The sequence below is a fragment of the Anaerococcus marasmi genome, assembly GCF_900290195.1.
In the GTDB taxonomy this organism is placed as follows: Bacteria; Bacillota; Clostridia; order Tissierellales; family Peptoniphilaceae; genus Anaerococcus; species Anaerococcus marasmi.
Map to the genome: position 1 here is coordinate 903,234 of NZ_OLMF01000004.1, position 23,965 is coordinate 927,198.

The 23,965-nt window shown below is 38.6% G+C and carries 12 protein-coding genes, 12 tRNA genes and 3 rRNA genes; all 27 read right to left on the reverse strand.

The annotated features are described in order from the left end of the window. Nucleotides 1–56 precede the first annotated feature (56 nt). A complete protein-coding gene (locus tag C7D97_RS04800; RefSeq protein ID WP_105300980.1) occupies nt 57–1,610 on the reverse strand; it encodes a hypothetical protein in 1,554 nt (517 codons plus the stop codon). Between the two features lie 3 nt (nt 1,611–1,613). Then, a complete protein-coding gene (locus C7D97_RS04805) occupies nt 1,614–2,681 on the reverse strand; it encodes a glycosyltransferase (protein ID WP_105300981.1) in 1,068 nt (355 codons plus the stop codon). A gap of 256 nt (nt 2,682–2,937) precedes the next feature. Then, nucleotides 2,938–3,014: transfer RNA gene (locus tag C7D97_RS04810), tRNA-Arg, on the reverse strand. 1 nt (nt 3,015) lies between these two features. Continuing rightward, nucleotides 3,016–3,089 (reverse strand) — tRNA-Gly (locus tag C7D97_RS04815). 96 nt (nt 3,090–3,185) lie between these two features. After that, a tRNA-Gly gene (locus C7D97_RS04820) sits at nt 3,186–3,260 on the reverse strand. Nucleotides 3,261–3,273: 13 nt separating this feature from the next. Then, nucleotides 3,274–3,349, reverse strand: a tRNA-Thr gene (locus C7D97_RS04825). 249 nt (nt 3,350–3,598) lie between these two features. After that, a tRNA-Asp gene (locus tag C7D97_RS04830) sits at nt 3,599–3,675 on the reverse strand. Nucleotides 3,676–3,846: 171 nt separating this feature from the next. Continuing rightward, a tRNA-Val gene (locus C7D97_RS04835) sits at nt 3,847–3,922 on the reverse strand. A 152-nt stretch (nt 3,923–4,074) separates the two neighbouring features. Further along, nucleotides 4,075–4,149, reverse strand: a tRNA-Glu gene (locus C7D97_RS04840). Between the two features lie 74 nt (nt 4,150–4,223). Next, nucleotides 4,224–4,298: transfer RNA gene (locus tag C7D97_RS04845), tRNA-Glu, on the reverse strand. 36 nt (nt 4,299–4,334) lie between these two features. Then, nucleotides 4,335–4,411: transfer RNA gene (locus C7D97_RS04850), tRNA-Met, on the reverse strand. Between the two features lie 3 nt (nt 4,412–4,414). Next, nucleotides 4,415–4,491 (reverse strand) — tRNA-Met (locus tag C7D97_RS04855). A 9-nt stretch (nt 4,492–4,500) separates the two neighbouring features. Beyond that, nucleotides 4,501–4,575 (reverse strand) — tRNA-Asn (locus tag C7D97_RS04860). Between the two features lie 194 nt (nt 4,576–4,769). After that, nucleotides 4,770–4,886, reverse strand: a 5S ribosomal RNA gene (gene rrf, locus C7D97_RS04865). A gap of 164 nt (nt 4,887–5,050) precedes the next feature. Continuing rightward, nucleotides 5,051–8,186 (reverse strand): 23S ribosomal RNA (locus C7D97_RS04870). Nucleotides 8,187–8,363: 177 nt separating this feature from the next. Beyond that, a tRNA-Ala gene (locus C7D97_RS04875) sits at nt 8,364–8,439 on the reverse strand. Between the two features lie 262 nt (nt 8,440–8,701). Beyond that, a 16S ribosomal RNA gene (locus tag C7D97_RS04880) occupies nt 8,702–10,226 on the reverse strand. The 16S, 23S and 5S rRNA genes sit together here with 12 tRNA genes alongside, the layout of an rRNA operon. Nucleotides 10,227–10,630: 404 nt before the next feature. Then, nucleotides 10,631–11,728 (reverse strand): tetratricopeptide repeat protein, encoded by a 1,098-nt coding sequence (locus tag C7D97_RS04885; RefSeq protein ID WP_105300982.1) that lies wholly within the window; start codon nt 11,726–11,728, stop codon nt 10,631–10,633. Between the two features lie 4 nt (nt 11,729–11,732). Then, nucleotides 11,733–12,434 carry a hypothetical protein gene (locus C7D97_RS04890; RefSeq protein WP_105300983.1) on the reverse strand — a complete coding sequence of 234 codons (702 nt, stop codon included), beginning with the start codon at nt 12,432–12,434 and terminating at the stop codon, nt 11,733–11,735. Further along, nucleotides 12,434–14,131 (reverse strand): arginine--tRNA ligase, encoded by a 1,698-nt coding sequence (gene argS / locus C7D97_RS04895; RefSeq protein WP_105300984.1) that lies wholly within the window; start codon nt 14,129–14,131, stop codon nt 12,434–12,436. Before argS ends, C7D97_RS04890 begins: the two co-directional genes overlap by 1 nt. Before the next feature lie 9 nt (nt 14,132–14,140). Further along, nucleotides 14,141–16,486 carry an endonuclease MutS2 gene (locus C7D97_RS04900; protein WP_105300985.1) on the reverse strand — a complete coding sequence of 782 codons (2,346 nt, stop codon included), beginning with the start codon at nt 16,484–16,486 and terminating at the stop codon, nt 14,141–14,143. Continuing rightward, nucleotides 16,486–18,696 carry a peptidase U32 family protein gene (locus tag C7D97_RS04905; protein WP_105300986.1) on the reverse strand — a complete coding sequence of 737 codons (2,211 nt, stop codon included), beginning with the start codon at nt 18,694–18,696 and terminating at the stop codon, nt 16,486–16,488. The genes C7D97_RS04900 and C7D97_RS04905 overlap by 1 nt, the downstream gene beginning before the upstream one ends. Further along, nucleotides 18,696–19,187 carry a cell division protein ZapA gene (locus C7D97_RS04910; RefSeq protein WP_105300987.1) on the reverse strand — a complete coding sequence of 164 codons (492 nt, stop codon included), beginning with the start codon at nt 19,185–19,187 and terminating at the stop codon, nt 18,696–18,698. Before C7D97_RS04910 ends, C7D97_RS04905 begins: the two co-directional genes overlap by 1 nt. Before the next feature lie 9 nt (nt 19,188–19,196). Further along, nucleotides 19,197–21,584, reverse strand: coding sequence for a phenylalanine--tRNA ligase subunit beta (gene pheT, locus C7D97_RS04915; RefSeq protein ID WP_105300988.1), 2,388 nt, complete (start codon nt 21,582–21,584; stop codon nt 19,197–19,199). Nucleotides 21,585–21,592: 8 nt separating this feature from the next. Beyond that, entirely contained in the window at nt 21,593–22,615 is a 1,023-nt protein-coding gene (pheS, locus tag C7D97_RS04920; RefSeq protein ID WP_105300989.1) for a phenylalanine--tRNA ligase subunit alpha, read from the reverse strand. A gap of 262 nt (nt 22,616–22,877) precedes the next feature. Beyond that, nucleotides 22,878–23,603 carry a TrmH family RNA methyltransferase gene (locus tag C7D97_RS04925; RefSeq protein ID WP_105300990.1) on the reverse strand — a complete coding sequence of 242 codons (726 nt, stop codon included), beginning with the start codon at nt 23,601–23,603 and terminating at the stop codon, nt 22,878–22,880. Next, nucleotides 23,603–23,956, reverse strand: a complete 354-nt coding sequence (gene rplT, locus C7D97_RS04930) for a 50S ribosomal protein L20 (RefSeq protein ID WP_105300991.1) — start codon at nt 23,954–23,956, stop codon at nt 23,603–23,605. Before rplT ends, C7D97_RS04925 begins: the two co-directional genes overlap by 1 nt. Between the last annotated feature and the right edge of the window lie 9 nt (nt 23,957–23,965).

The following is a 23,965-nucleotide window of genomic DNA, read 5'->3' on the forward strand; positions in this document are numbered from 1 at the left end:
AGTATATCATACTTTGTTTTGAGGATTAAAAAAAGTAAGCGGACAAGCCGCCTACCCTATTCTTCTATGGTATAATCAAAGTCTTCTTTATTAAATTGTCTACTATCTTCCCTAAAGCTATCAGTAATATGAGCCTTATCAAAGACAAACATAGCCATCCTAGTATAATATCTACTCTGATCTTGATGTTTAAATACAACTAAGATATTTTTACCACTGACATCTTCCAACTTTGCTTTTTCTCTATCGAAAATTTCCCTGACTTCAACATTTCTAGGTGCAATAATACCAATAGGCTGGGCTTTCACTAATGTAAAAACACAAACAAGAGAAAATATTAATCCTAGTAATCTCTGATTGTCAAAATTTAAAAATAAATAGTAAAGAGCACTCATAAAAATCAAGATATGAATCGTCCTAATATACCTGTCAAAACTTGCTAGCCACAAGGCTTCATGAGTTGGCATAGAGAATAGATACATCAAATACAAGCCTAAAGCATAAAATCCATAGACTATTAAAGATATGATTGGTACTTTATGAATACTTTTATCCTTATTATAAATAAAATATATTAATACAAGAATTATTAAAAATACAATCATGAACCAGTCACTAATTAATGCCTTAGCAAATAAGCTGCTGATTTTATTAACAACTTCCATATCTTTAGAGTGTAGTTCTTTTGAATAAGCGCTAATACTCATTTGATGTTTACTTAAAGTTCCAAATTCATTTTTCACATGTAAATTCCATGATAAATAACTTATAAGAACAGCTAAAAGATCGTAGCAAGCTAAAATACGTGCCTTCTTTCTCTCATAAAATACATAAAAAATCATAAGAAATATAGCTAACATTAGACCGCTATTTTTAAGTAAAACAAGACTTGCAAACATAGGCACGGTGAAAATACCTAACTTTTTATTTTCTCTTAAATACAAGTAAAAAGCGAAAATCGCAAAGGCAAAAGCAGATAAAAGGCTATCTACGTACAAAGTATAGGGCCTAGTATTATAAAATAGAGCAAAAGCTACAATTAATAAGCCATAAACAAAATTACTTCCTTTTAAACAATAAAAAAAACAGAAGCAAGCCGAATACATAAGCATAGTATTAGCTATAAAAAGTTTTCCTTCGCTATATCCCACAAACTTCCCTATTCCATACAAGAAATAAGCACTAGCTTGGGGATAGGACTTAAAGTCAATTGTAAAATCAGATGCTGTATTTAAGGAATCTTTCTCTAAAATAAGCCTAGAAATTACACCCCAATGGCTATAATCGTCATACCAAAAAGATTTCTTATTATAAAGATAAATAGTAAAAACTATAAGTCCTAGGAAAAATAAATAATAGGAAGGGAAAAGACTCTTGATGATATGCTTTTTTGATTTGTAAGTAAATAAAATAGCTATACCTATTATATTTACAGCATAAACCCAAATTTTCATAAAGGAAAAAAGAGCAGCTATATAAATTGTCAAAATATAAGTCGTAGCAAGTACAAAAGGGATAAAGTAATTATTAAGTAGAAATTTCTCTTTTACATAAGAACTAAATCCCATAAAACTTAAAATTATAAATATTAATCCAATAAAACCTGTCATAAATTATTTACCATTAAAAATAAATTTATTCTGTATAGTAAAAGAAAGCAAGAAGATAATAGTATCAACTATTAGTTTAATAAGGCTTGCATTCATATTTACTCTCTCAAAAATCATATCCACAAAAAATGCAGAAAGTAACATTTGACATAGCCATAAAGCTACATATTTTATAAACATTGACTTATCTTTATTATCATCAGCAAAAACCAGGTTTTTATTTACATTATAATTAAAAATCCCAGAAATAATCCTTGCAAGTGCAGTAGATGACCAGATGACCTTACTAGATGTAGTCATTATACTTGGTAAAAACTTAGCAAGAACTGTAAAAGCCCCAATATCCACAAGAAAAGATGATAGGGATGAGATGATAAACTTAAAGAAAGTACCAAGCATGACCCTGTAGATCTTAAAAGAATCCTTGATAGGATTAAAGTGTGTCTCGCTATTATTATCAAAATAAACAGTTTCTATAGGAATTTCTATGATTTTTTTCTTAGTTTGGGATGAATTAATGAGCATATTTATCTCATACTCAAACCTTTCACCAGGAAGATCTAAGAAATCAGCAAGGTAGGCTTTAGGAATAGCCCTAAGACCTGTTTGAGTGTCTCCTATCTTATCATAAAACATAAGTTTATAGATAAAACTAGTAGTTTTGTTACCGAAAGATGACTTAAAAGGAACGCCTTCTTTATTAAAATCACGAGAACCCAAATACATAGCTACATCGCTCTTCTTTAAAATACTAGCAATATTTAGGACATCACTCACCTTATGCTGACCATCTGAATCGACGGTAATTACATAGGAAAAGTCCTCGTAAGTATTTAATATGTAATTAAAAGAATTCTTCAAAGCTCTTCCCTTACCAAAATTCCTGTAGTGGGTAAATACATCGAAGCCTTCGCTTATTAAATTGTCAAAATATTCATCGTATTCCGCCCTACTCCCGTCATTTACCAAAAGAATCCTAGAAAATCCTATATCTTTTAATTCATAAAGATAGGATCTAAGTATTTCCTTGGGAGGGTTAAGTGCAGGAATTAAAATAATAAAATCGTCCATAATTTCCCTCTTATATTGTATTGGAATTATTATACTATAAAAACAAAACTTCTCTGAAAAGGTAAAGTATAAATCTAAGAGTTATACATAAATATCAAATTATAGAAAAATCTTGATAGTTAATAAAAAATTTCTTTTGCCAAATCATTTCATAAGCAATCTTAAAATATCTATCTATTCATATACAATCGATTTAAACTTCTTACCCACAGGCAAAAAAAGAAACGTTGAAAATTCAACGTTCTCTCTAAATACTTGGCACGTCATTGAGGATTCGAACCCCAGGCCTTCTGGTCCGTAGCCAGACGCTCTATCCAGCTGAGCTAATGACGCATGGAGCGGGTGAAGGGAATCGAACCCTCGCAACCAGCTTGGAAGGCTGGGGCTCTACCACTGAGCTACACCCGCAAAAGGATACTTAATTATTATATAGCAAAATTAAATATTTTCAATTATAATTTATGCTAATAAAAATAAAAACTTACGAGTCTCGTAAGTTCACTATGGAGCGGATGACGAGATTCGAACTCGCGACCCTCGCCTTGGCAAGGCGATGCTCTACCACTGAGCCACATCCGCATATGAAAAATTATGGAGCTGATGATAGGACTTGAACCTACAACCTATTGATTACAAATCAATTGCTCTACCAATTGAGCTACATCAGCGAACCTACCATTAAACCATGATAGATAATAATTCATCACCTCAAAGAATACCCAACCTCAAAGCTGGTTAATTAATAAGTATCTTTGATGTTAATAATTTTGGCGACCTGGATAAGATTCGTAACTCAGTCAGCTGCGCTGTTTCAAATCTTAGATTTGAAATCTTTGAGACGAATGATAATGAGTCCAAAGAACTCCTCCGCCGTTACGGCGGCCTATCTTTTATATTATCTTTGGTCTTAGTAAATTTGGCGACCTGGATGAGATTCGAACTCACGACCTCCGCCGTGACAGGGCGGCATTCTAACCAGCTGAACTACCAGGCCATAATAAGGCACTGCGCCTAATGGAGCAGTCTCCATGAAATGGTGATTTGCAAAGCAAATCATTTTACGCCTCTCCGGCGCTTAGAGGAGCCTCCACGGAGTGGTGTCATAAAAAACATCAACTCAAACGAAGATTTTCCTAAAATGATAATTTATGTATAAATTATCTTATGGTGGAAGTAACAGGGCTCGAACCTGTGACCCCCTGCTTGTAAGGCAGATGCTCTCCCAACTGAGCTATACTTCCAAAAGTAGAATTAATTCTCAATTAATTCTATTTACTCATCGGCTAGCTAACAAAGTTACATAGTAACTTTGAAAATCCTCTAATAGCCAGATTAGCTAGCTTCGATGTCTGACCTACAATCTATTTGCAATACAAATGGTGTTAGGTCATTATGGTGACCCTACCGAGATTCGAACTCGGGATACCACCGTGAAAGGGTGGTGTCTTAACCGCTTGACCATAGGGCCTTAATAATAAGCTTATACAATTTTGACCATAGGGCCTTAATAGAAAGCCTATAAAAGTCTTATGGTCAAATGTTTGGTGACTCCAATGGGATTTGAACCCATGATACAGCCTTGAGAGGGCTGTGTCTTAACCACTTGACCATGGAGCCAAAAGCTCGGATCAGGCTTCTACCTGACCCTATATTTGGTAGCGAAGAACGGACTTGAACCGTTGACACTCCGGGTATGAACCGAATGCTCTAGCCAGCTGAGCTACTTCGCCACATGGTTGCGGGAGTAGGATTTGAACCTACGACCTTCGGGTTATGAGCCCGACGAGCTACCAACCTGCTCCATCCCGCGATAATATAATGGCGCTCAGGGTGGGACTCGAACCCACAACCTACCGGTTAACAGCCGGGTGCTCCACCATTGAGCTACCTAAGCGCAAAACGCATAAGCGTTTTAATTTAAATTGTTTAGCGGCTTCCCCTGAAACCCGTTTGCTACGCAAACTCATTCGCTACTTACGTAGCTTTGTTTCAGGGTCAAAATTCCATTTAGGAATTTTGACAGTCTCTCGGGAGTTTCTCTAAATATATATTCAAAGTAACCCACTCGAAAGAATAAACTGCCTTTTTGTTTGGCGATTTCCTAGTCTCCCGGGAGGTTTCCCTCCGAGTACCATCGGCGTTATGAGGCTTAACTTCTGTGTTCGGTATGGAAACAGGTGTATCCCTCACGCCATCATCACCATATTTTTTGAACCTTCTAAATAGCGTCTAGTTAGTTACTAGACCTCATCCCCAATCTTACGTCGTAGCTTTCTAGCCAATCGAGCTTCGCTCTCTTGGGAAAGCTTGACGGCTGACCTACCATCGATTTGTTTCACAAATCGGGTTAGGGACAAGCAAAAATATTTCCAGTCAAGATTTAAAGTTTAGTATCCATTAGCTTAATACATTACTGCACTTACACCTTGGACCTATCAAAGGTATTTTCTTTACCTACTCTGAGAAATCTTATCTTGAGGCCTGCTTCGTACTTAGATGCTTTCAGTACTTATCAATTCCACACGTAGCTACCCAGCTATGCTCCTGGCGGAACAACTGGTACACCAGAGGTGTGTCCATCCCGGTCCTCTCGTACTAGGGACAGATCCTCTCAAATTTCTTACGCCCACGCTGGATAGGGACCGAACTGTCTCACGACGTTCTGAACCCAGCTCGCGTGCCTCTTTAATGGGCGAACAGCCCAACCCTTGGGACCTACTTCAGCCCCAGGATGAGACGAGCCGACATCGAGGTGCCAAACCTCCCCGTCGATGTGGACTCTTGGGGGAGATAAGCCTGTTATCCCCGGGGTAGCTTTTATCCGTTGAGCGATGGCCCTTCCATGCGGTGCCACCGGATCACTAAGTCCGTATTTCTACTCTGCGCAACTTGTAGGTTTTGCAGTTAAGCTCGCTTCTGCCTTTGTACTCTGCGAATGGTTTCCGTCCATTCTGAGCGAACCTTTGAACGCCTCCGTTACTTTTTGGGAGGCGACCGCCCCAGTCAAACTGCCCAACTGACAATGTCCGATGCCCTGATTCAAGGGTCATCGTTAGAACTTTAATATTAGAGGGTTGGTATCCCAAGGGTGACTCCACATACACTGGCGTGCGTGTTTCTAAGTCTCCCAACTATCCTGTACGTCTAATCTCAAAGTCCAATATCAGCCTACAGTAAAGCTCCACGGGGTCTTTCCGTCCTAGCGTGGGTAAGTCGCATCTTCACGACTACTACAATTTCACCGGATCCTTTGTTGAGACAGTGCCCAAATCGTTACACCTTTCGTGCGGGTCGGAACTTACCCGACAAGGAATTTCGCTACCTTAGGACCGTTATAGTTACGGCCGCCGTTTACTGGGGCTTAAGTTCTAGCCTTCGCTTGCGCTAAGCCTTCCCCTTAACCTTCCAGCACCGGGCAGGTGTCAGCTCCTATACTTCATCTTTCGATTTTGCAGAAACTTGTGTTTTTGGTAAACAGTCGCTTGGGCCTGGTTTCTGTGGCCAGATCGCTCTGGCTCCCCTTCTCCCGAAGTTACGGGGACATTTTGCCGAGTTCCTTAACAAAGGTTCTTCCGCGCGTCTTGGTATTCTCTACCTCCCTACCTGTGTCGGTTTTGGTACGGGCGCTTTGGTCTTGATAGTGACTTTTCTTGGCAATTTGAAATCAGCTACTTCTCTACTTGTGTTTTCGATACCTATCAAAGCTTAGCCGTTTGCCATGCGGATTTGCCTACATGACAGCCTTACTTTTTAGACTAGCATCCATCAGCTAGCTTAGCTTATCCTCTTGCGTCATCACTTCTCTATAGCGACTTTAAGCGGTACAGGAATTTAAACCTGTTATCCATCGGCTACGCCGTTAGGCCTCGCCTTAGGTCCCGACTTACCCTGAGGGGACGAGCCTTGCTCAGGAATCCTTAGGGTTTCGACGGGGATGATTCTCACATCCCTTCTCGCTACTCATGCCAGCATTCTCTCTTGTATGCGCTCCACACGTGCTTTCGCTTATGCTTCTTCGCCCATACAATGCTCCTCTACCACTGGTAGAGAAATTAAATCTAGACATAAAGATGTTTGGTTAGTGAATACTTACCAGGTTCATACTATTGTATGACTGTTATTCGGTGATAATTTCATGACCTAACTCCAAAACTTGTTTTGGTTAGTAGGTCAGACGTCGCAACGTTTCAAATCTTTGATTTGTCATGTTGCCGACGATAGTAATTTACAACTTACCTTTTTACGTAATTTGATTTGTTACTCGTTATTATCTTGATTGTTTAAATATTTCCTAGTTAAGTTTTCTTTTACCTTTTCTCTTTTTGTGATAGATTTAAATTCTCTACCAATCCGAAGCTTCGGTACTGGATTTTAGCCCCGTTCATTTTCGGCGCAAACCCACTTGACCAGTGAGCTATTACGCATTCTTTAAATGCATGGCTGCTTCTAAGCCAACGTCCTGGTTGTCTTAGTAGGTTCACATCCTTTTCCACTTAATCCAGATTTTGGGACCTTAGCTGTCGGTCTGGGCTGTTTCCCTTTCGACTTAGAAGCTTATCCCTCTAAGTCTGACTCCTTGATCTGATTTTTTGGCATTCGGAGTTTGATAGGTTTTGGTACGGTAAGCCGCCCTAGACCATTCAGTGCTCTACCTCCTTAAATCTTAATCAAAGGCTAGCCCTAAAGCTATTTCGAGGAGAACCAGCTATATCCGAGTTCGTTTGGTTTTTCGCCCCTATCCACAGTTCATCCGATACGTTTTAAACCGTACCCGGTTCGAGCCTCCAGTGAATTTTACTTCACCTTCACTCTGACCATGGATAGATCACCCGGTTTCGGGTCTATTGCAACAAACTAATCGCCCTATTAAGACTCGCTTTCGCTTTGGCTTCATCTCTTAAAGATTTAACCTTGCTTATTACAATAACTCGCTGGCCCATTCTACAAAAGGTACGACATCAGCCTATATGGCCTCTGTCTGCTTGTAGGCACTAGGTTTCAGGTTCTGTTTCACTCCCCTTTCGGGGTTCTTTTCACCTTTCCCTCACGGTACTTGTTCGCTATCGGTCACATGTTAGTATTTAGCCTTAGGGGATGGTCCCCCTATCTTCACAACGGATTCCTCGTGTCCGGTGCTACTTTCCTCCCTGGTTTATTTAGTTTTCGTCTACAAGACTTTCACTTTCTTTGGTCCATCTTCCCAGATGATTCGACTAACTAGATATTCCTCAATGGATTAGGCTCTTTTCTTTTCGCTCGCCGCTACTTGGAAAATCGAGTTTTCTTTCTTTTCCTCCTGTTACTTAGATGTTTCAGTTCACAGGGTCTTGCTTTACTAAGCTATGTATTCACTTAGTAATGTCTGTGTCTTCCACAGACGGGTTTCCCCATTCGGAGACCTAGGGGTCAGTGCTTGTTGTGAGCTTGCCCTAGTTTTCGTTCACTTACGTCCTTCATCGCCTTCATGTGCCAAGGCATCCACCTTGCGCCCTTTCTTTCTTGACTGGAAATATTTTTTGCTATTTAGTTTTTATCTTAGCTATTGCTAAGTGGTTCAGTTTCTAATGACTCTATCCTTTGCCAAACTCGTCGGCTTGCTGGCAAAGTTTCTTCGAAACTTTGAAACGCCGCGACGTCTGACCTTCCATCAATTTCGCTTCGCAAAATTGGGATAGGTCATTATGGTGGAGATAAAGAGATTCGAACTCTTGACCCCCTGCGTGCAAGGCAGGTGCTCTCCCAGCTGAGCTATATCCCCATGTTTTATGTTATTTTTCATTTGAGGTTTTATAGTTTTATTGATGTACTTATGTTTTCGCTCGCTCAGTTCCTGAGGCATTTGTTTCACAAATGCATCCCGACCTACATCGATTCGCTTAGCTCATCGTGTTAGGATCGTCACTATATCCCCATGCTTTATATTATTTTTCATTTGAGGTTTTTAAATACCTTAATCTCTTAATATCAACGATCTTTTCTTTTCCGTGTGAGAAGTCGACGTGTCGACTTCTCATCCTTAGAAAGGAGGTGATCCAGCCGCACCTTCCGATACGGCTACCTTGTTACGACTTCACCCCAGTTACTGACCCTACCTTCGACTGCTGCTCCCAAAGGTTAGCTCACAGGCTTCGGGTATTGCCAACTTCCATGGTGTGACGGGCGGTGTGTACAAGACCCGGGAACGCATTCACCGCAGCATTCTGATCTGCGATTACTAGCAACTCCAACTTCATGCACTCGAGTTGCAGAGTGCAATCCGAACTGGGACAGGCTTTTTGAGTTTCGCTTGACTTCACAGTTTCGCTTCCCTCTGTACCTGCCATTGTAGCACGTGTGTAGCCCAAGTCATAAAGGGCATGATGATTTGACGTCATCCCCACCTTCCTCCGGTTTGTCACCGGCAGTATTGCTAGAGTCCCCAACTTAATGATGGTAACTAACAATAGGGGTTGCGCTCGTTATGGGACTTAACCCAACATCTCACGACACGAGCTGACGACAACCATGCACCACCTGTATTACAGTCTTCCGAAGAAGTAAGTACGTATCTCTACATACCTCCGTAATATGTCAAGACTTGGTAAGGTTCTTCGCGTTGCGTCGAATTAAACCACATGCTCCGCTGCTTGTGCGGGTCCCCGTCAATTCCTTTGAGTTTCACACTTGCGTGCGTACTCCCCAGGCGGAGTGTTTATTGCGTTAGCTGCGGCACCCAGATTATTCCAGACACCTAACACTCATCGTTTACGGCGTGGACTACCAGGGTATCTAATCCTGTTTGCTACCCACGCTTTCGTACCTCAGCGTCAGTTTATGGCCAGAAAGTCGCCTTCGCCACCGGTATTCCTCCTAATATCTGCGCATTTCACCGCTACACTAGGAATTCCACTTTCCCTTCCATACCTCAAGATGAACAGTTTTAAAAGCTTACTATAGTTGAGCTATAGGATTTCACTTCTAACTTGCTTATCCGCCTACGTACCCTTTACGCCCAATGATTCCGGACAACGCTCGGACCTTACGTATTACCGCGGCTGCTGGCACGTAATTAGCCGGTCCTTATTCGTATGGTACTGTCATTTTCTTCCCATACAAAAGATTTTTACAACCCGAAGGCCTTCTAAATCACGCGGCGTCGCTGCATCAGGGTTGCCCCCATTGTGCAAAATTCCCCACTGCTGCCTCCCGTAGGAGTCTGGGCCGTGTCTCAGTCCCAATGTGGCCGTACACTCTCTCAAGCCGGCTACTGATCGTTGCCTTGGTAGGCTTTTACCCCACCAACTAGCTAATCAGACGCGAGTCCATCTTACACCGATAAATCTTTGATCAACTTATCATGCGATAGGTTGATATCATAGGGTATTATTCGTCGTTTCCAACGGCTATCCCCTTGTGCAAGGCAGGTTACTCACGCGTTACTCACCCGTCCGCCACTAATCCACTTAAAGTCACTCCGAAGAGATCATTTAAGCTTCATCGTTCGACTTGCATGTGTTATGCACGCCGCCAGCGTTTATCCTGAGCCAGGATCAAACTCTCATAAATAGTTTGTTATGAAAGTCTTTGATCAAGACTCTATCATTTACATCTGACTTAATCAAATGCGTGATTTAAATTTTGTCCTTATCTTTCGACAAGAATCATTGTTATATAAAGAAATTAACTAAAGGTTTTAGTTGTTTTCATTTATATCTTATATAACTAAAAGTTATATAGATCGTTGATATTAATTTTTTAAGGTTCATGTCATTCGCTTACCGCGTTGACTCTTATATAATACCACGGTCATTTTCTTTTGTCAAGCTTTTTTTGAATTTTTTTATTTAATCCAGCATTTCTCGCTTGCCATCTCCCGAATGACAATTAATATGATACACGCTTATTTTTCTTTTGTCAAATTTTTTATTAAAAAAATCGCCGATTTCTTTTAAACGGCGATTTCCTCCTAGTTATAAATGAAATTGTTCTTTCATTATAGCAAGATTTTCTACTATTTCATCTGTTAGGTCATCGAAGGTTAAGAGATTATCTATATCCTTTTTCGCTTCTGCCATATTTCCTAAGCTAATATTAATTTGAATCTTGTTGTAAGATAGTCTTGGATCTTCTGGGAATTTTTTAAGTCCTTCTCTAATTATTGTTAGGGCTTTTTCTATTTCCTTGTTTAGGTATAGACTAATTGCATAATCGTTATACAGTTCTCTAAACTCTGCTCCTTGTCTTAATGAGTTGCTAAAGGCCATAATGGAGTTTTCATATTGGCCCAAGTTTTGATAGGCTACACCTAGATAGTAGTAGGCATCCGCTCTTTTGTGTTTGGATAAGATTTCTGTAAGCTTGATTATAGCTTCATTGTAGTTACTTTTCCCTATAAAGTAAAGTGCTTCTTCTATATCTGCATTATCATTTATCTCTCTTAGCCTATCTCTTACTTCATCCTGGGCTATGGCTGAAGTTGTTTTACTTAGAGCATTGTTGTAGTAGTTTCTCGCTTTCAAGTATTCTCCTAAATTAGAGTATATATTTCCTAATTCATAATATCCTATGGCAAAATCATCATCTTTTCCAATTATTTCTTGGAGGATTCTTAAAGCTTCTCTTACGAAGTCGTCTTTTTCCTTGATATCCTCTTGGTAGGCTTTTGGCCATAAGAGTCTTGCGTAATTGTAAGCGGTAAACTTTTCTTCTGGATCTATGATATAAGCACCTCTTAGTAGAACTATGGCCTTGTCATAGTCTTCTTCCATTATTGATATAGCTTTTTGTGAAGCATATTCACTTACTTCTTTAAGATAATGGTTTAGGACATTGATATATTCGTAATTATGAAGGAAGTCTTTGTCAGCTCCGATATTAATTAGCATGCCTTGAAGGATTAGGTCTAGGTTTATTTTATTGGCCATGTATCCATTTTCGAGTCCTTCTTTCATATCCTTAAGATAAATTGGTAGAGGTAGGTCTTTTAGCTTTTCGTAGCTAGCATTTTCCTTTAATTCTATATATCCGAGTTTGTCAACAAATTTTCTAAAGTAATCGTCTAATCTCAAATTGTTATCCTCTCATAAATTTCCTTTGTCTATATGGATGTTCGTCAATATATTTGAATAAATGCCCTCTAAATACGCAGAAAAATGTATGGATAGCTCCTACTATTAGGCTTGCAAGTAGGTTATCTAGTCCCATTATACTTGCCCCACCCATATTTAGACTTATCATACTTTCTATGACTATAAATATTAACGAGTAGATTCCGTATGTTAGGGGGTTATCTACTACAAACTTGAATGAAGATTTGAGGGCATCAAGTCCTGTCTTGTTATTTATATAGACTTCCTCTATTAGGGCTGAGCTTAAGACTTTGACAATTATAATCACTATAAGCTCTCCTCTAGGGCTTGTTTGCATAGTCAATAGATTTACGAAAAGTTTTAAGATGTATAGGTAAAACATCGCACTAAGCAGAGGTTGGAAGAAGTTAGAAACCGAGTTACCTATAGATTTCTTCCCTGTATTTCCATAGACTACTACAGATCTTAAGCTTTGAGCTATAAAACAAATACAAACTACATCTATAAGATAGTTTATGATTCCTACAAAGCTTCCCCCACCTACAAAGCCAAAGACATTTTTACCCTCTAGAAATATCCTAATAAATATGAAAATAAAGGTTAGGTAGAGCTTTCTCATCTTGATTACGGTATTTCTAAAGGCATAGGATGAGACTTGGATAAAGTCTTTTATTCTATCGTTCATTACATTTGCTCCACAGTCTTAATCCCTAGTAGTCCTAGTCCTGTTTTTATGACAATTGATGTTGCATAGCTTAGGGCGAGTCTTTCTTCCTTTATTTTTTCATCTTCTACATTGATTTGGCATGCATTGTAGAATTTGTTGAAGCTTTTAGCTATTTCTGTTAAATGTCTTGTTATTAATGATGGTTCGTATTTCTCAGCAGCCTTAGCTACTACGTCTTTAAAATTACCCAAAGCTTTAACTAGGGCGAATTCTTCATCGCTTGTTATATTATCGAAGGATATTTCCTTATTTTCCTTAAAGTCTGCCTTTCTTAGAACTGACTTAGCCCTTGCATAGGTATACTGTACATAAGGTCCAGTTTCTCCGTCAAAGTTTAGGACCTCGTCCCAATCGAATACATAGTCCTTGATCCTGTTATTGTAGAGTTCTTGGAATTTAACTGCTCCGATTCCTACAATCTCGGCTACTTCTTCCACATTTTCAATCTTGTTATCACGACTTTCCATTATTTCCTTAGTTTTGTCCACCGCCTTTTTTAGTACGTCTTCTAGAAATACCACTTGGCCCTTTCTTGTAGATAGGGTCTGGTCTTTAAGGCTTACCATGCCAAAAGGAATATGCTTGCAATCGTCATAGAAATCATAGCCCATTAGTTTTAGGATTGCAAAGAGTTGTTGGAAGTGGAGGTTTTGTTGGGTTGCTACTACATATAGGTTCTTATCAAAGTCATAAACTTTCTTCCTGTTGATAGCTGTCGCTATATCTCTTGTGATATAAGCTGATGAGCCATTTGACTTGATTATAATTGCTGGTGGTAGGTCAAATTCTGATAGGTCGACTATATAGGCCCCGTCAGATTCTACCAAGAGATCTTTATCCTTAAGCTCTTCTAATACAGCTGGGATAAAGTCAGAGTGGTAACTTTCACCATTGTAATTGTCGAAGTCGATATCGAGCATCTTGTAGACCCTATCAAATTCATTGAAGGAAATGTCCTTAAAATGCTTCCAAAGTCTGGTCTCTTCCTCTTCTCCGCTTTCAAGATTTTTAAACTCAGCCCTCGCATCATTCATCATTTTTTCATCTTCTGCTGCTTCTTTATTATATCTTACATAGAGATTTAGAAGCTCCTTGATAGGATTTTCCCTAAGTTTTCCCTCATCTCCCCAAAGCTTATAGGCTGCAATCATAGTTCCAAATTGTGTACCATAGTCTCCTATATAGTTACTAGCTATAGTGTTGTAGCCTAAAAAGTTGTGAATATTTCTTAATGCATCTCCTATTACAGTAGATCTTATATGGCCTATATGAAATGGCTTGGCTATATTTACAGATGAGAAATCTATGACAATATTTTTGCCATTTCCCTTATCTGATGAGCCGTATTTTTCTTTCTTTTCTAGGATTTCCTTTAGGATTTCTTCTTCAAAGACCTTCCTATCTACATAGAAGTTAAGATAGGCGTTTAGGTTTTCTACCTTTTCAAATCCTTCTGTGTCAAATTCTTTAGCCAAGTCTTCTGCTATTAGGGCAGGGTTCTTTCTTAAAGTCTTAGCTAGGCTAAAGCAAGGAAAGGAGTAATCTCCCATATTATCTTGAGGTGGGATTTCTATTAGCTTATAAATCTCCTCAAAGCTTAGGCCTAGGTCCATTTTCTCTAGTTGTTTTGCGATTATTTCTTTAAAATCTGTCATTTTGCCTCTCTATCCAAATTTCACTATAGTAACACCGTATCCGCCTTCTTTGTCATCGCCGAAACGGTAATCTTCAATTCTCTTATCTCCTTCTAGAATTTCTCCGACTCCTTTGATTAGGGCGCCAGTTCCTTTTCCATGAATGATCTTGGCCTTAGAAAGACCTGCAAGCATTGCATCATCAAGGTATTTATCTAGATTTCTCATAGCCTCGTCATATCTTTGTCCCCTAAGGTCTAGGGTTGGAGAGATATGCATGGCTTTTTTAGTATTATACACTTTTCTGATGTTTTTTTCTGTTTGATTGTCGCCTTTAATCTTTGTTACGTTTTTGATATTAGAATCCATCTTAAGGATGCCCATTTGTACCTTGATATTTCCCTTCTTATCAGGGGCTTCGATTACTTCTGCCTTTTCGTTAAGTCCTGCTATTAGGACAGTGTCCCCCACCTTTAGACTATCTGGTGCGTCCTTAGATTCTTTAGCATAAAGGCCTTCCTCTTTTCTTTCGATTCTTCCTTCTTTGTATTCATGCCTAATTTTGTTTAGAGACCTATCTATGTCGGAAGTATTGGCATTTCTTGATCTTTTGGCTTCTTTGAGCATGTCTTGACTTCTCTTATTTGCCTTATCTAGGATGCTGTTAGCCTTATCCTCGGCCTCTCTTAGGATATCTTCTTCCTTCTGATCAAGTCTTTTAGATTTTTCCTTAAGCTCATTTCTAATTTTAGCTATTTCTCTCTTATAGCTTTCTATTTCCCTATTCTTATCTTCAATTTCCTTCTTATCTTCTTCGATTTCTGCAAGGATTTTGTTGATATTTTTGGTATCATCTCCTATAAGATTTTTGGCATTGTTTAAAATTTCGTAAGGAAGACCAAGTCTTTTGGAAATCTCAAAGGCGTTGGACTTACCTGGAGTTCCTATTTCAAGCTTGTAGGTTGGAGAAAGTGTATCGACATCAAATTCTACAGATGCATTCATAACACCAGAAGTCTCTACAGCATAGTATTTTAGCTCGCTGTAATGGGTTGTAGAAAAGGTCATAACTTTCTTTTGAGTCAAGGAATTAAGGATAGAAATAGCAAGGGCTGCTCCTTCTACCGGATCTGTTCCTGAACCAATCTCATCTAAGAGAACCAAGGAGTTTTCTGTAGAGTTTTTCAATATATCGACGATGTTGGTTAGGGATGCAGAAAAAGTCGATAGACTCATCTCTATAGACTGGGTATCTCCTATGTCTAGGAAAATATCATCGAAGACACAAAGCTTACTTCCCTCGTAGGCTGGTATGAAAAGGGCAGTCTGAGCCATTGCACTTATTAGTCCTACAGTCTTAAGACTTACAGTCTTACCTCCCGTATTTGGCCCTGTGATAATCAAAGTAGTATAGTCTCCCCCGATTCTTACATCAATTGGCACAACCTTGCCAGGAAGGAGGGGGTGTCTTGCTGATTTTAAATCGAGGGTCTTTTTATCTGTAATTATAGGAAGGCTATACTCATTTTCTATGGCAAATCTAGACTTTGCTTGGAGGAAATCAATCCTTGCTATCAACTTCTGATTTTCTAGTAATTCTACATCGAAGCCTTGGGCAAGTCTAGAAAGTCTATCGAGGATTCTTCTGATTTCATCTTCTTCCTTAATCTCTAGGTCTCTAAGCTGATTGTTAAGCTCTACTATGGCGCCTGGTTCTATAAAAAGAGTGTTTCCAGAAGATGATTTGTCGTGGACGATTCCCCCGATCAAGGCACGCTTATTAGTCTTTACAGGAACTACATACCTTCCATCTCTTACTGATACTACCTTATCTTGGAGGGCGTCTTCGTATTTGGAATTTGTAATATAAGAATTTAGCTTAATCCTTATATCTGCTTCCTTCCTTTGCTTTTGACGTCTAATATTTCTAAGGGTAGATGAGGCAGAATCAGCTATTTCCTCCTCGTTTATTATAGACCTATCGATTTCGTTTTTGAGAAAATCATTGATTGAGATTCTAGAAAAAATATCTCCTATCTTCCTATCTTCGATATTTTTCCCATAATCTTTTAGATATTCACTCACCCTTAGTAGGTCAAGGACTCTTAAGAGCTCTCCTGGATCGAGTATGCCATTTTTCCTAATATAGGCAACAATTTCTGTAAGATCATAGAGACCAAATAGATCTATGTTTCCATTTTTCCTAATCACATCGACCATAGCAGAAGTCTCGTAAAGCTCTTCTCTTATATAATTTATATCATCATAAGGTCTTAGATTGAGGATCTGATCCTTTACAAGATTTGACCTCGCACATCCAGCAAGTCTTTCTAGAATCTTGTCATATTCTAAAACCTTTAAGCTTTTTTCTTGCATTAAATAATACCTCTATCGTAATTTAGATTGTTAGTTTCTTTTCTGTCTTGATAATCTCTTATATCTTCATCCGAAAATACCTGAACTAGGAGGGATATATCAGTAGTAAAGTTTCTCCTATCTACCTTGGAAGCCTTGGATGGATAGATCCTACTTATGCCTTCTCTTCTTATTATCTTAAGCCTATCTCCATTTTCATTTACCATTTCTCCATTTCTAAAGTTACAGGTCGGGCATCCCTTAAGCCCGCACTTTTTTATAGTAGAAAATGGACAGTGGACCATATTCATAAGCTCAATTCTTCCGAAGGCCAAGGCTTCTACATCAAAGTATCTGCCGTTTTGATTTATAGAATCAAATGTCGCTTCTACAGATGATGAAGTCATCTCGGCAAACTTATCGTAAAAAGCATAGGTAAATTTATTGAAGACATTTAGGTATCTGCCTATCCTAATTTTTATATTATTTTCCCTGAATTTATCAACAAAGGCAAGGTCTCTATAGTTATTGAAAACTACCCCCTTGATAGATCTTTCCTTAATGAAGGCTATAAGCTCATCTATATCGTAGTCCGTGTGGGAATTAAGGATTAGATAAAGACTAAGGCCAGCATATTTCTCATCATATTCTTCTAGGTAAATATTATCGAAGTCTTTTAAAAGACTTGGACTTATATTAGTATTTTTAAGCTCCGCATTTACTTCTTTCTTGTGGTTTTTCTTTTTGCCAACTCCAGGGATTTCTATATCTATCTCATCTCTCCTAAAGGATTTGAGGATTTCCTCTTTAAGCTTAGCAGATCCTTCTCTTCTTAGTCTGTTGATGTCCTTTTTTCTAATGAAGACATCAGGGTCCATGACTATATTAATTTGCCTTGCCTTGTAGATATCGTCCCCAAACTTGCTTAAATTTTCCCTAAAGTCTTCTTCTGAAAGAGAAATCTTCTTAGCCCTTTCTAGATTGTCATCTATACTTAGGCTAATTGACTTATCTTCATAGGTCATGGTAATCTCTGCAGGCTCTCCTACCTTGGCCCTAAAGTCAATTCTTATCGGAAGATTTTTATATTCTCCTAGAGCCTTTTCTAAGTTACTGCCTATCTTTTGAGAATTTAGAATATATACATCAGAGCCTTCCTTGGCGTCTGGATATTGGCCTAGATAAGTTTTAGAGTTTTTCTTTAGATTTTCGGTCAAGGTATAGGGTAATTTCTTGCCCTTATCTGTGATTATCTCTAGATTATCTCCTATAAGAAGGTCGGATGAATTAATAAAGTACTTTTTACTTCCTTCTTTGATGACTTTACCCACAGACCTATGCTTGGCATCAGATGAAAGTCTTACATAATCACTCTTTTGTCCAAAGATAAAACCCTTGGTGTAGCCTCTGTTTGATATATCTCTCAAATCATTTTTGTCGTAAGAATTTTTATCTATCTTATCCTTATAGCTTTTTACACTTGTATAGACATATTCTGGGCTTTTCATCCTACCTTCGATCTTGAAGCAATCTATGCCAAGGTCTACTAACTGGTCGATTTGATCTATGACATTTAAATCTCTCATATTTAGGAAATAATCATCAGCCAAAGTTTTCCCATCTGCTATAAGGGAGTATTTTTGCCTACAAATACCAGCACATCTACCCCTGTTAGCGGAACGCGCTCCAAAATATGAGCTCATCAAACATTCTCCAGAGTATGACACGCACAAGGACCCGTGGACGAAAACTTCCTTTTCTACAGGAAGGGTAGCAATCTTTCTAAGCTCTTCGATTGGGGTCTCTCTAGCAATAACTACCCTATCAAAACCCATATCCATGAGACTTTTGGCCCCGTAATAGTCTCTTACAGCCATTTGAGTTGAAGCATGAAGGTCCATGCCGGGCACTTGGTCTTTTAGGATTGTAAATAGTCCCAGATCTTGGATTATTAGGGCATCTGCTCCGTATTCGTAGAGCTTTTTGGCGTAATATATTGCCTTTTCTATCTCCTCATCCTTGATAAGAATATTCATAGTCACAAATACCTTCTTGCCAAATAGGTGGATGAGGTCAATAAAAGCTCCCACATTTTCTATATCAAAGTTTTTGGCATAGGCACGAGCTCCAAAGTCGTCCACTGCCATATAAAAGCTAGAAGCCCCAGCGGCAAGGCCTGCATAAAGCATCTCTTCATTGCCAACTGGAGCTAGGATTTCAGATTTTGCCATCAAAGTTTTCCTTTCAAGCTGTCATTTTCCTTGCTAAGGTCCATTACTTCTACTTGAAGTCTTTTGACTTCGTTTTTGAGTTTATCTATAGTCTCTTTAGAATCCTTGTATCTTACAAGATCTCTCTTAAGCTTAGAATTTTCCTTATCTAGCTCATCTAGTCTTTCTTTATCCTCCAAGCTTTCCCTAAGAAGCTTATCCTTCTCGCTTCTGATTAAGTCTACTTCTTCTTTTAGCTTAGGGTATTCTCTTAGAGGAACTTCGCTTTCTTCCTTAAGACTCTTATACTTTTCGGCAAGTCTATAGAGGTCATCTGTAATATTTACACCAGCCAATACTAGTTGCCTATCAAAAGTAAGCCTATTGGATTTAACTTCTTGGATTTTCCTATCAAATATTTCTGCTATATCTTTAATATTTTCCTTAGGCTCCTTGGAGACTAGGGTGTAGGTCTTGCCGTCTATTTTGACATCAACTTTATATTCGCTCAAATACTACTCCTAACTACGTAATACAATATCCTCTTCTGCCAAGCAATCGAGGATTTTCTTCTCTATTCCTGCTATATCCTTATCCTTTAGGGTCCTATCCTTAGCCCTATATAAGACCTTATAAGAAATTGACTTCTTATCTTCTTCTATATGCTCTCCTGTATAAATGTCAAATAGGCTAATCTTATCTACAAGGCCAGATCCATTTTCTCTTATAGTATTTTCTATTAGTTCTGACTCAAGATTTCTGTCGCATACAAATGAATAGTCTCTTTCTATAGCAGGGAATTTTGCTATTTGTTTATATTTTCTATCAATTACTCTCTTATCTTCAATCCCCGCAAGATTTATCTCAAGGATTAAGGCTCCCTTATCTATCTCATATTCATCACGAACTTCGTAGGAAATCTCACCCATTATACCAACATGGTCTCCTTCATAGAAGATATCTGCACAACGGCCAGCGTGGAAGGCGTAGATATTTTCATTTGCCTTAAATGTAAAGCCAGTAAATCCAACCTCTCCCATGGCTAGGGTAAAGAAATCCTTAAGGTCGTAGAAGGAATAATCTCCATATAGGCCCATGGTTAGGGTAATATTTTCCTTTGGAAGCTTATCTGAAGTTTTCTCGAAAGTCCTATCTAGCTCGAAGAATCTCATGTCCTTTTGACCGTATTTAATATTTTTAGCAATTACATCTAGCATAGATGGAACTTGACTAGTTCTCATTACTGAGTAGTCTTCTCCAAGCGGATTTATTAGCTTGATATAATCACGAAGATTAGAATCCTTATCTACACCTAATCTGTCATATTCTCTTGGGGAGATAAAGGAATAGGTTGCAAGCTCTGAGAACTTTTGTCCAACAAGCTTACTACAAAGCTCATCTCTTAGAAGTCTTCTCTTAGATCTTTCTCCTCTTTGAAGGGATGATACCAAAGGAGCATTTTCGATATTTCCCATACCGTAGAGCCTAACAACTTCTTCTATTAGGTCTGCTTCTATAGTGACATCACTTCTAAAGTAAGGAACTCTTACCCTAAGCTTTTTATCATCTAGCTTTTCTACTTCAAATTCTAGAAGCTCTAGATTTCTAATAGCAGTATCTAGGTCAAAGTCCACACCTGTTAGCATGTTTAGTCTTTCTAGTCTAAGATCTACCTTTATCTCTTCTCTTTCTTTTATGCCTTCATCGATTGTGCCTCCGACAACTTCTCCTATAGCAAGTTCGTCGATTAATCTCATGGCCCTTCTTGAAGCAAAGTCTGCCATCTCAACTGGAACACCCTTTTCAAATCTAGAGCTTGCTTCGCTCCTAAGACCTAGAGTTTTGGAGGACTTTCTAATATTTGCTTGATCGAAATTTGCTGCCTCTAGGAGGATGTTTTTGGTATCCTTTGTTACCTCAGAGTCCATTCCTCCCATAAGACCTGCGAGGCCTATAGCTTCCTTGCCATCAGCTATAACAAGCATTGAAGGGTCGAGCTTCCTGTCTACTCCATCAAGAGTCTTTAGAATTTCTCCTTCCCTAGCATCTCTTACTATAATTTTTTGATCAACTAATTTGTCGAGGTCATAGGCATGGAGGGGTTGACCAGTTTCAAGCATTACGAAGTTTGTAATGTCTACTATGTTATTTATTGGTCTCATACCTGCAAGCATGAGGTAGTTTTGTAGCCATTGAGGAGATCTTTTGACTTCGACATTCTTGGCAACTCTTGCTACAAAGCGATTACACTTATCACTTTCAATAGAAACTCCATTAGAATAGTCTTTTATGTCCTCATCATTTTCCTTAAATTCGAGACTTGGATAGGTGATTTTTTCTCCAAAACTTGCCGCAGTTTCTCTTGCCATACCGATTATTGAAAGACAGTCTGGTCTGTTTGGGGTTATCTCGTATTCTATAACTGGGCTATTTGAGTGAATTGCTTGGCTTAGGGGAGTGCCTGGCTCATATTCTCCTTCTAGAACTATAACTCCCTCCCTAAGTTCCTTTGGAATTACAGAATCTTCATAGCCTAGTTCGCTGTAGGCTGTAAGCATGCCTTGGCTTACAATTCCAAAAAAGTCATGGTCTTCTATGAGAGTTCCGTCATCAAGCTTAGTCCCTGATGTGATAACTGGAAGGTAGTCGCCCTTCTTGGTGTTTTTGGCATTGGTTATAATAGTGATCGGTTCATCTTTTCCAATATCTATTGTAAGAACTTGGAGCCTATCAGCCTCCTCGTGTTTTACTTGATCTGTAACTTTTCCTACAAGGATTCCATCAAGATCAGATGTGTGAATTGTAACTTCTTCTACGTGCGATCCTGTCTCTGAAAGCCTATCAGTAATTGTCTTAAGGTCTTTATCTATTTTTATATAATCTTTTTGCCATATTAAAGGTACTAACATATATCCTCCTAGAATTGTTCCATAAATCTCTTGTCATTATCATAAAGAAGTCTTATGTCATCGAGTCCATATTTAACCATGGCAATCCTATCGACTCCTAGACCAAAGGCAAAGCCTGTGTATTTTTCGCTATCAATACCGCAAGCCTCTAGTACATTTGGATGAACCATTCCTCCACCCAAAAGCTCCATTGACCAGCCAGTATTACCACAAGCAGGACATCCCTCTCCCTTGCACACTGGGCAAGTTACGTCTACTTCAAGGCTTGGCTCTGTGAATGGGAAGTGGTGAGGACGGTATCTTAATTTCATCTCATCTCCAAACATTTCCTTTATAAAGGTCTCAAGAGTCGCCTTAAGGTTAGCCATAGATACATTCTCATCTACTACCAAGCATTCCAATTGGTGGAACATTGGTGAGTGGGTAGCATCTACTTCGTCGTTTCTGAAAACTCTTCCTGCTGAAACCATTTTTATAGGAAGTTTTCCCTCCTTCATTACTCTAACTTGCATGCTTGATGTGTGAGGCCTTAACAAAACTTCATCATTGATATAGAAGGTATCTGATGTTGATCTTGCTGGGTGATCTTCTGGTGAGTTTAGATCATCAAAGACGAACTTCACTGTATCGACTTCTGGACCTTCTACTACATCAAAGCCCATGTTTTGAAAGATTGACTCGAGCTCTTCCATAGTTTGGTTAATCACTGCCAAGTGACCTGATTCGTACTTGTCGAAGTGGGCTGTGACGTCGATTTTTTCTGCCTTGACCTTCTCTTCTAGGAGGGCTTTTTTGATTTCTTCGTTTTTAAGAAGAAGTTTCTCTTCTATTTCCTTGCTGGTCTTGTTGATTAGCTTACCTGCGGCTGGTTTTTCTTCATTAGGGAGTTTGGCGATTGATTTTTTAAGATCTGTTATTTCACCCTTTTTTCCTAAGTACTTGATTCTTAACTTTTCCAAGTCGTCTAGGGACTTAGCAGCTTCTATTTCATTCTTAAAAGTTTCTAATACTTTTGTTAAATTTTCTTCCATTTTTCCTCCAAATAAAAAAAATCCGCCCTCTAAAGGACAGATAATTCTGCGGTACCACCTTATTTGACTCATATATCATATTTACTAAAATTTAGACTTCTAATAAATACTTATACAAATCCACTCTTAGCTTTAACGTAAGCTTAAACGTATCGACTACTTTATTCATCTCAAGCTTCATCGGTGAATATCCCTAGTCGTTACTTAAAAGGCTCTCAACATCCCCAATTTGCTGTATAAGAATAACTAAAGTCTTTCCGAATCAATAGCCTAGTGTATTCATCATTATGCTCGCTGCGATAGCAGCGTTTAAGGATTCGATTTCTCCCTGCATAGAAATTTTGATAAAATCGTCGGTCAATTTCCTTATATCCTCACTCAGTCCATTGGCCTCGTTTCCTATAGCAAGAATTATCAAATCGTTAGAACTATCATACTTTCTAACATCGATTCCTTCCATATGACTTGAAAGAAATCTATAGTTTTTCTTAAGCTTTCTTATCTCCTCTAGACTAAGCTCCACGATGTTTTCCCTAAAGACTGACCCCATGGATGCCCTTAGACATTTCTCGTTGTAGATATCCACGCATCCCTTGGTTAGGATTATATCAGAAAAACCAAAGGCTTCGGCTGATCTTATTATTGTTCCCATATTACCAGGATCAGAAATATGATCAAGAAGAAGGATCCTATCTGATTTTAAAGCACAAGCTTCTTTCTTTCTGATTACTGCGGCATAGCCGTCTGGAGATTTTAGCTCGCTTAGCTTAGCAAATAAGTTTCTATCAAATACAAGGTAAGGGATATTTTCTTCAAAAGATATCCCCTCTCTTAAGAAAAGAAAGTCTATATCGGCATTAGACTTGATAGCTTCCTCGATTAGCTTTCTTGACTCAATGACAAATAGTCCTTCCTTGTCCCTGTATTTTTTATTTCTAAGTTTTTTTATTAATTTAAACTTTGGGTTCGCTTGAGATTTGATTATCATTAAGCTGCTTGGTTTGCAAGCTCTACAAGTTTAGCGAATTCTTCTTGGTTGTTTACTGCAAGCTCAGCAAGCATTTTTCTGTTGATGTCGATGTTTGCTTTCTTAAGGTTACCCATAAATTTAGAATAGCTTGTTCCGTTAAGTCTTGCTGCTGCGTTGATTCTAGCAATCCATAGTTTTCTGAAGTCTCTTTTTCTGTGCTTTCTTCCGATGTAAGCATAGTTAAGAGATTTCATTACAGCTTGGTTAGCTGTTCTGAATAGAAGGCTCTTGGAACCGTAGTATCCTTTAGCTTGTTTTAATACTTTTTTGTGTCTTTTTTTAGCGTTTACTGCTCTTTTTACTCTTGCCATCTATATCCT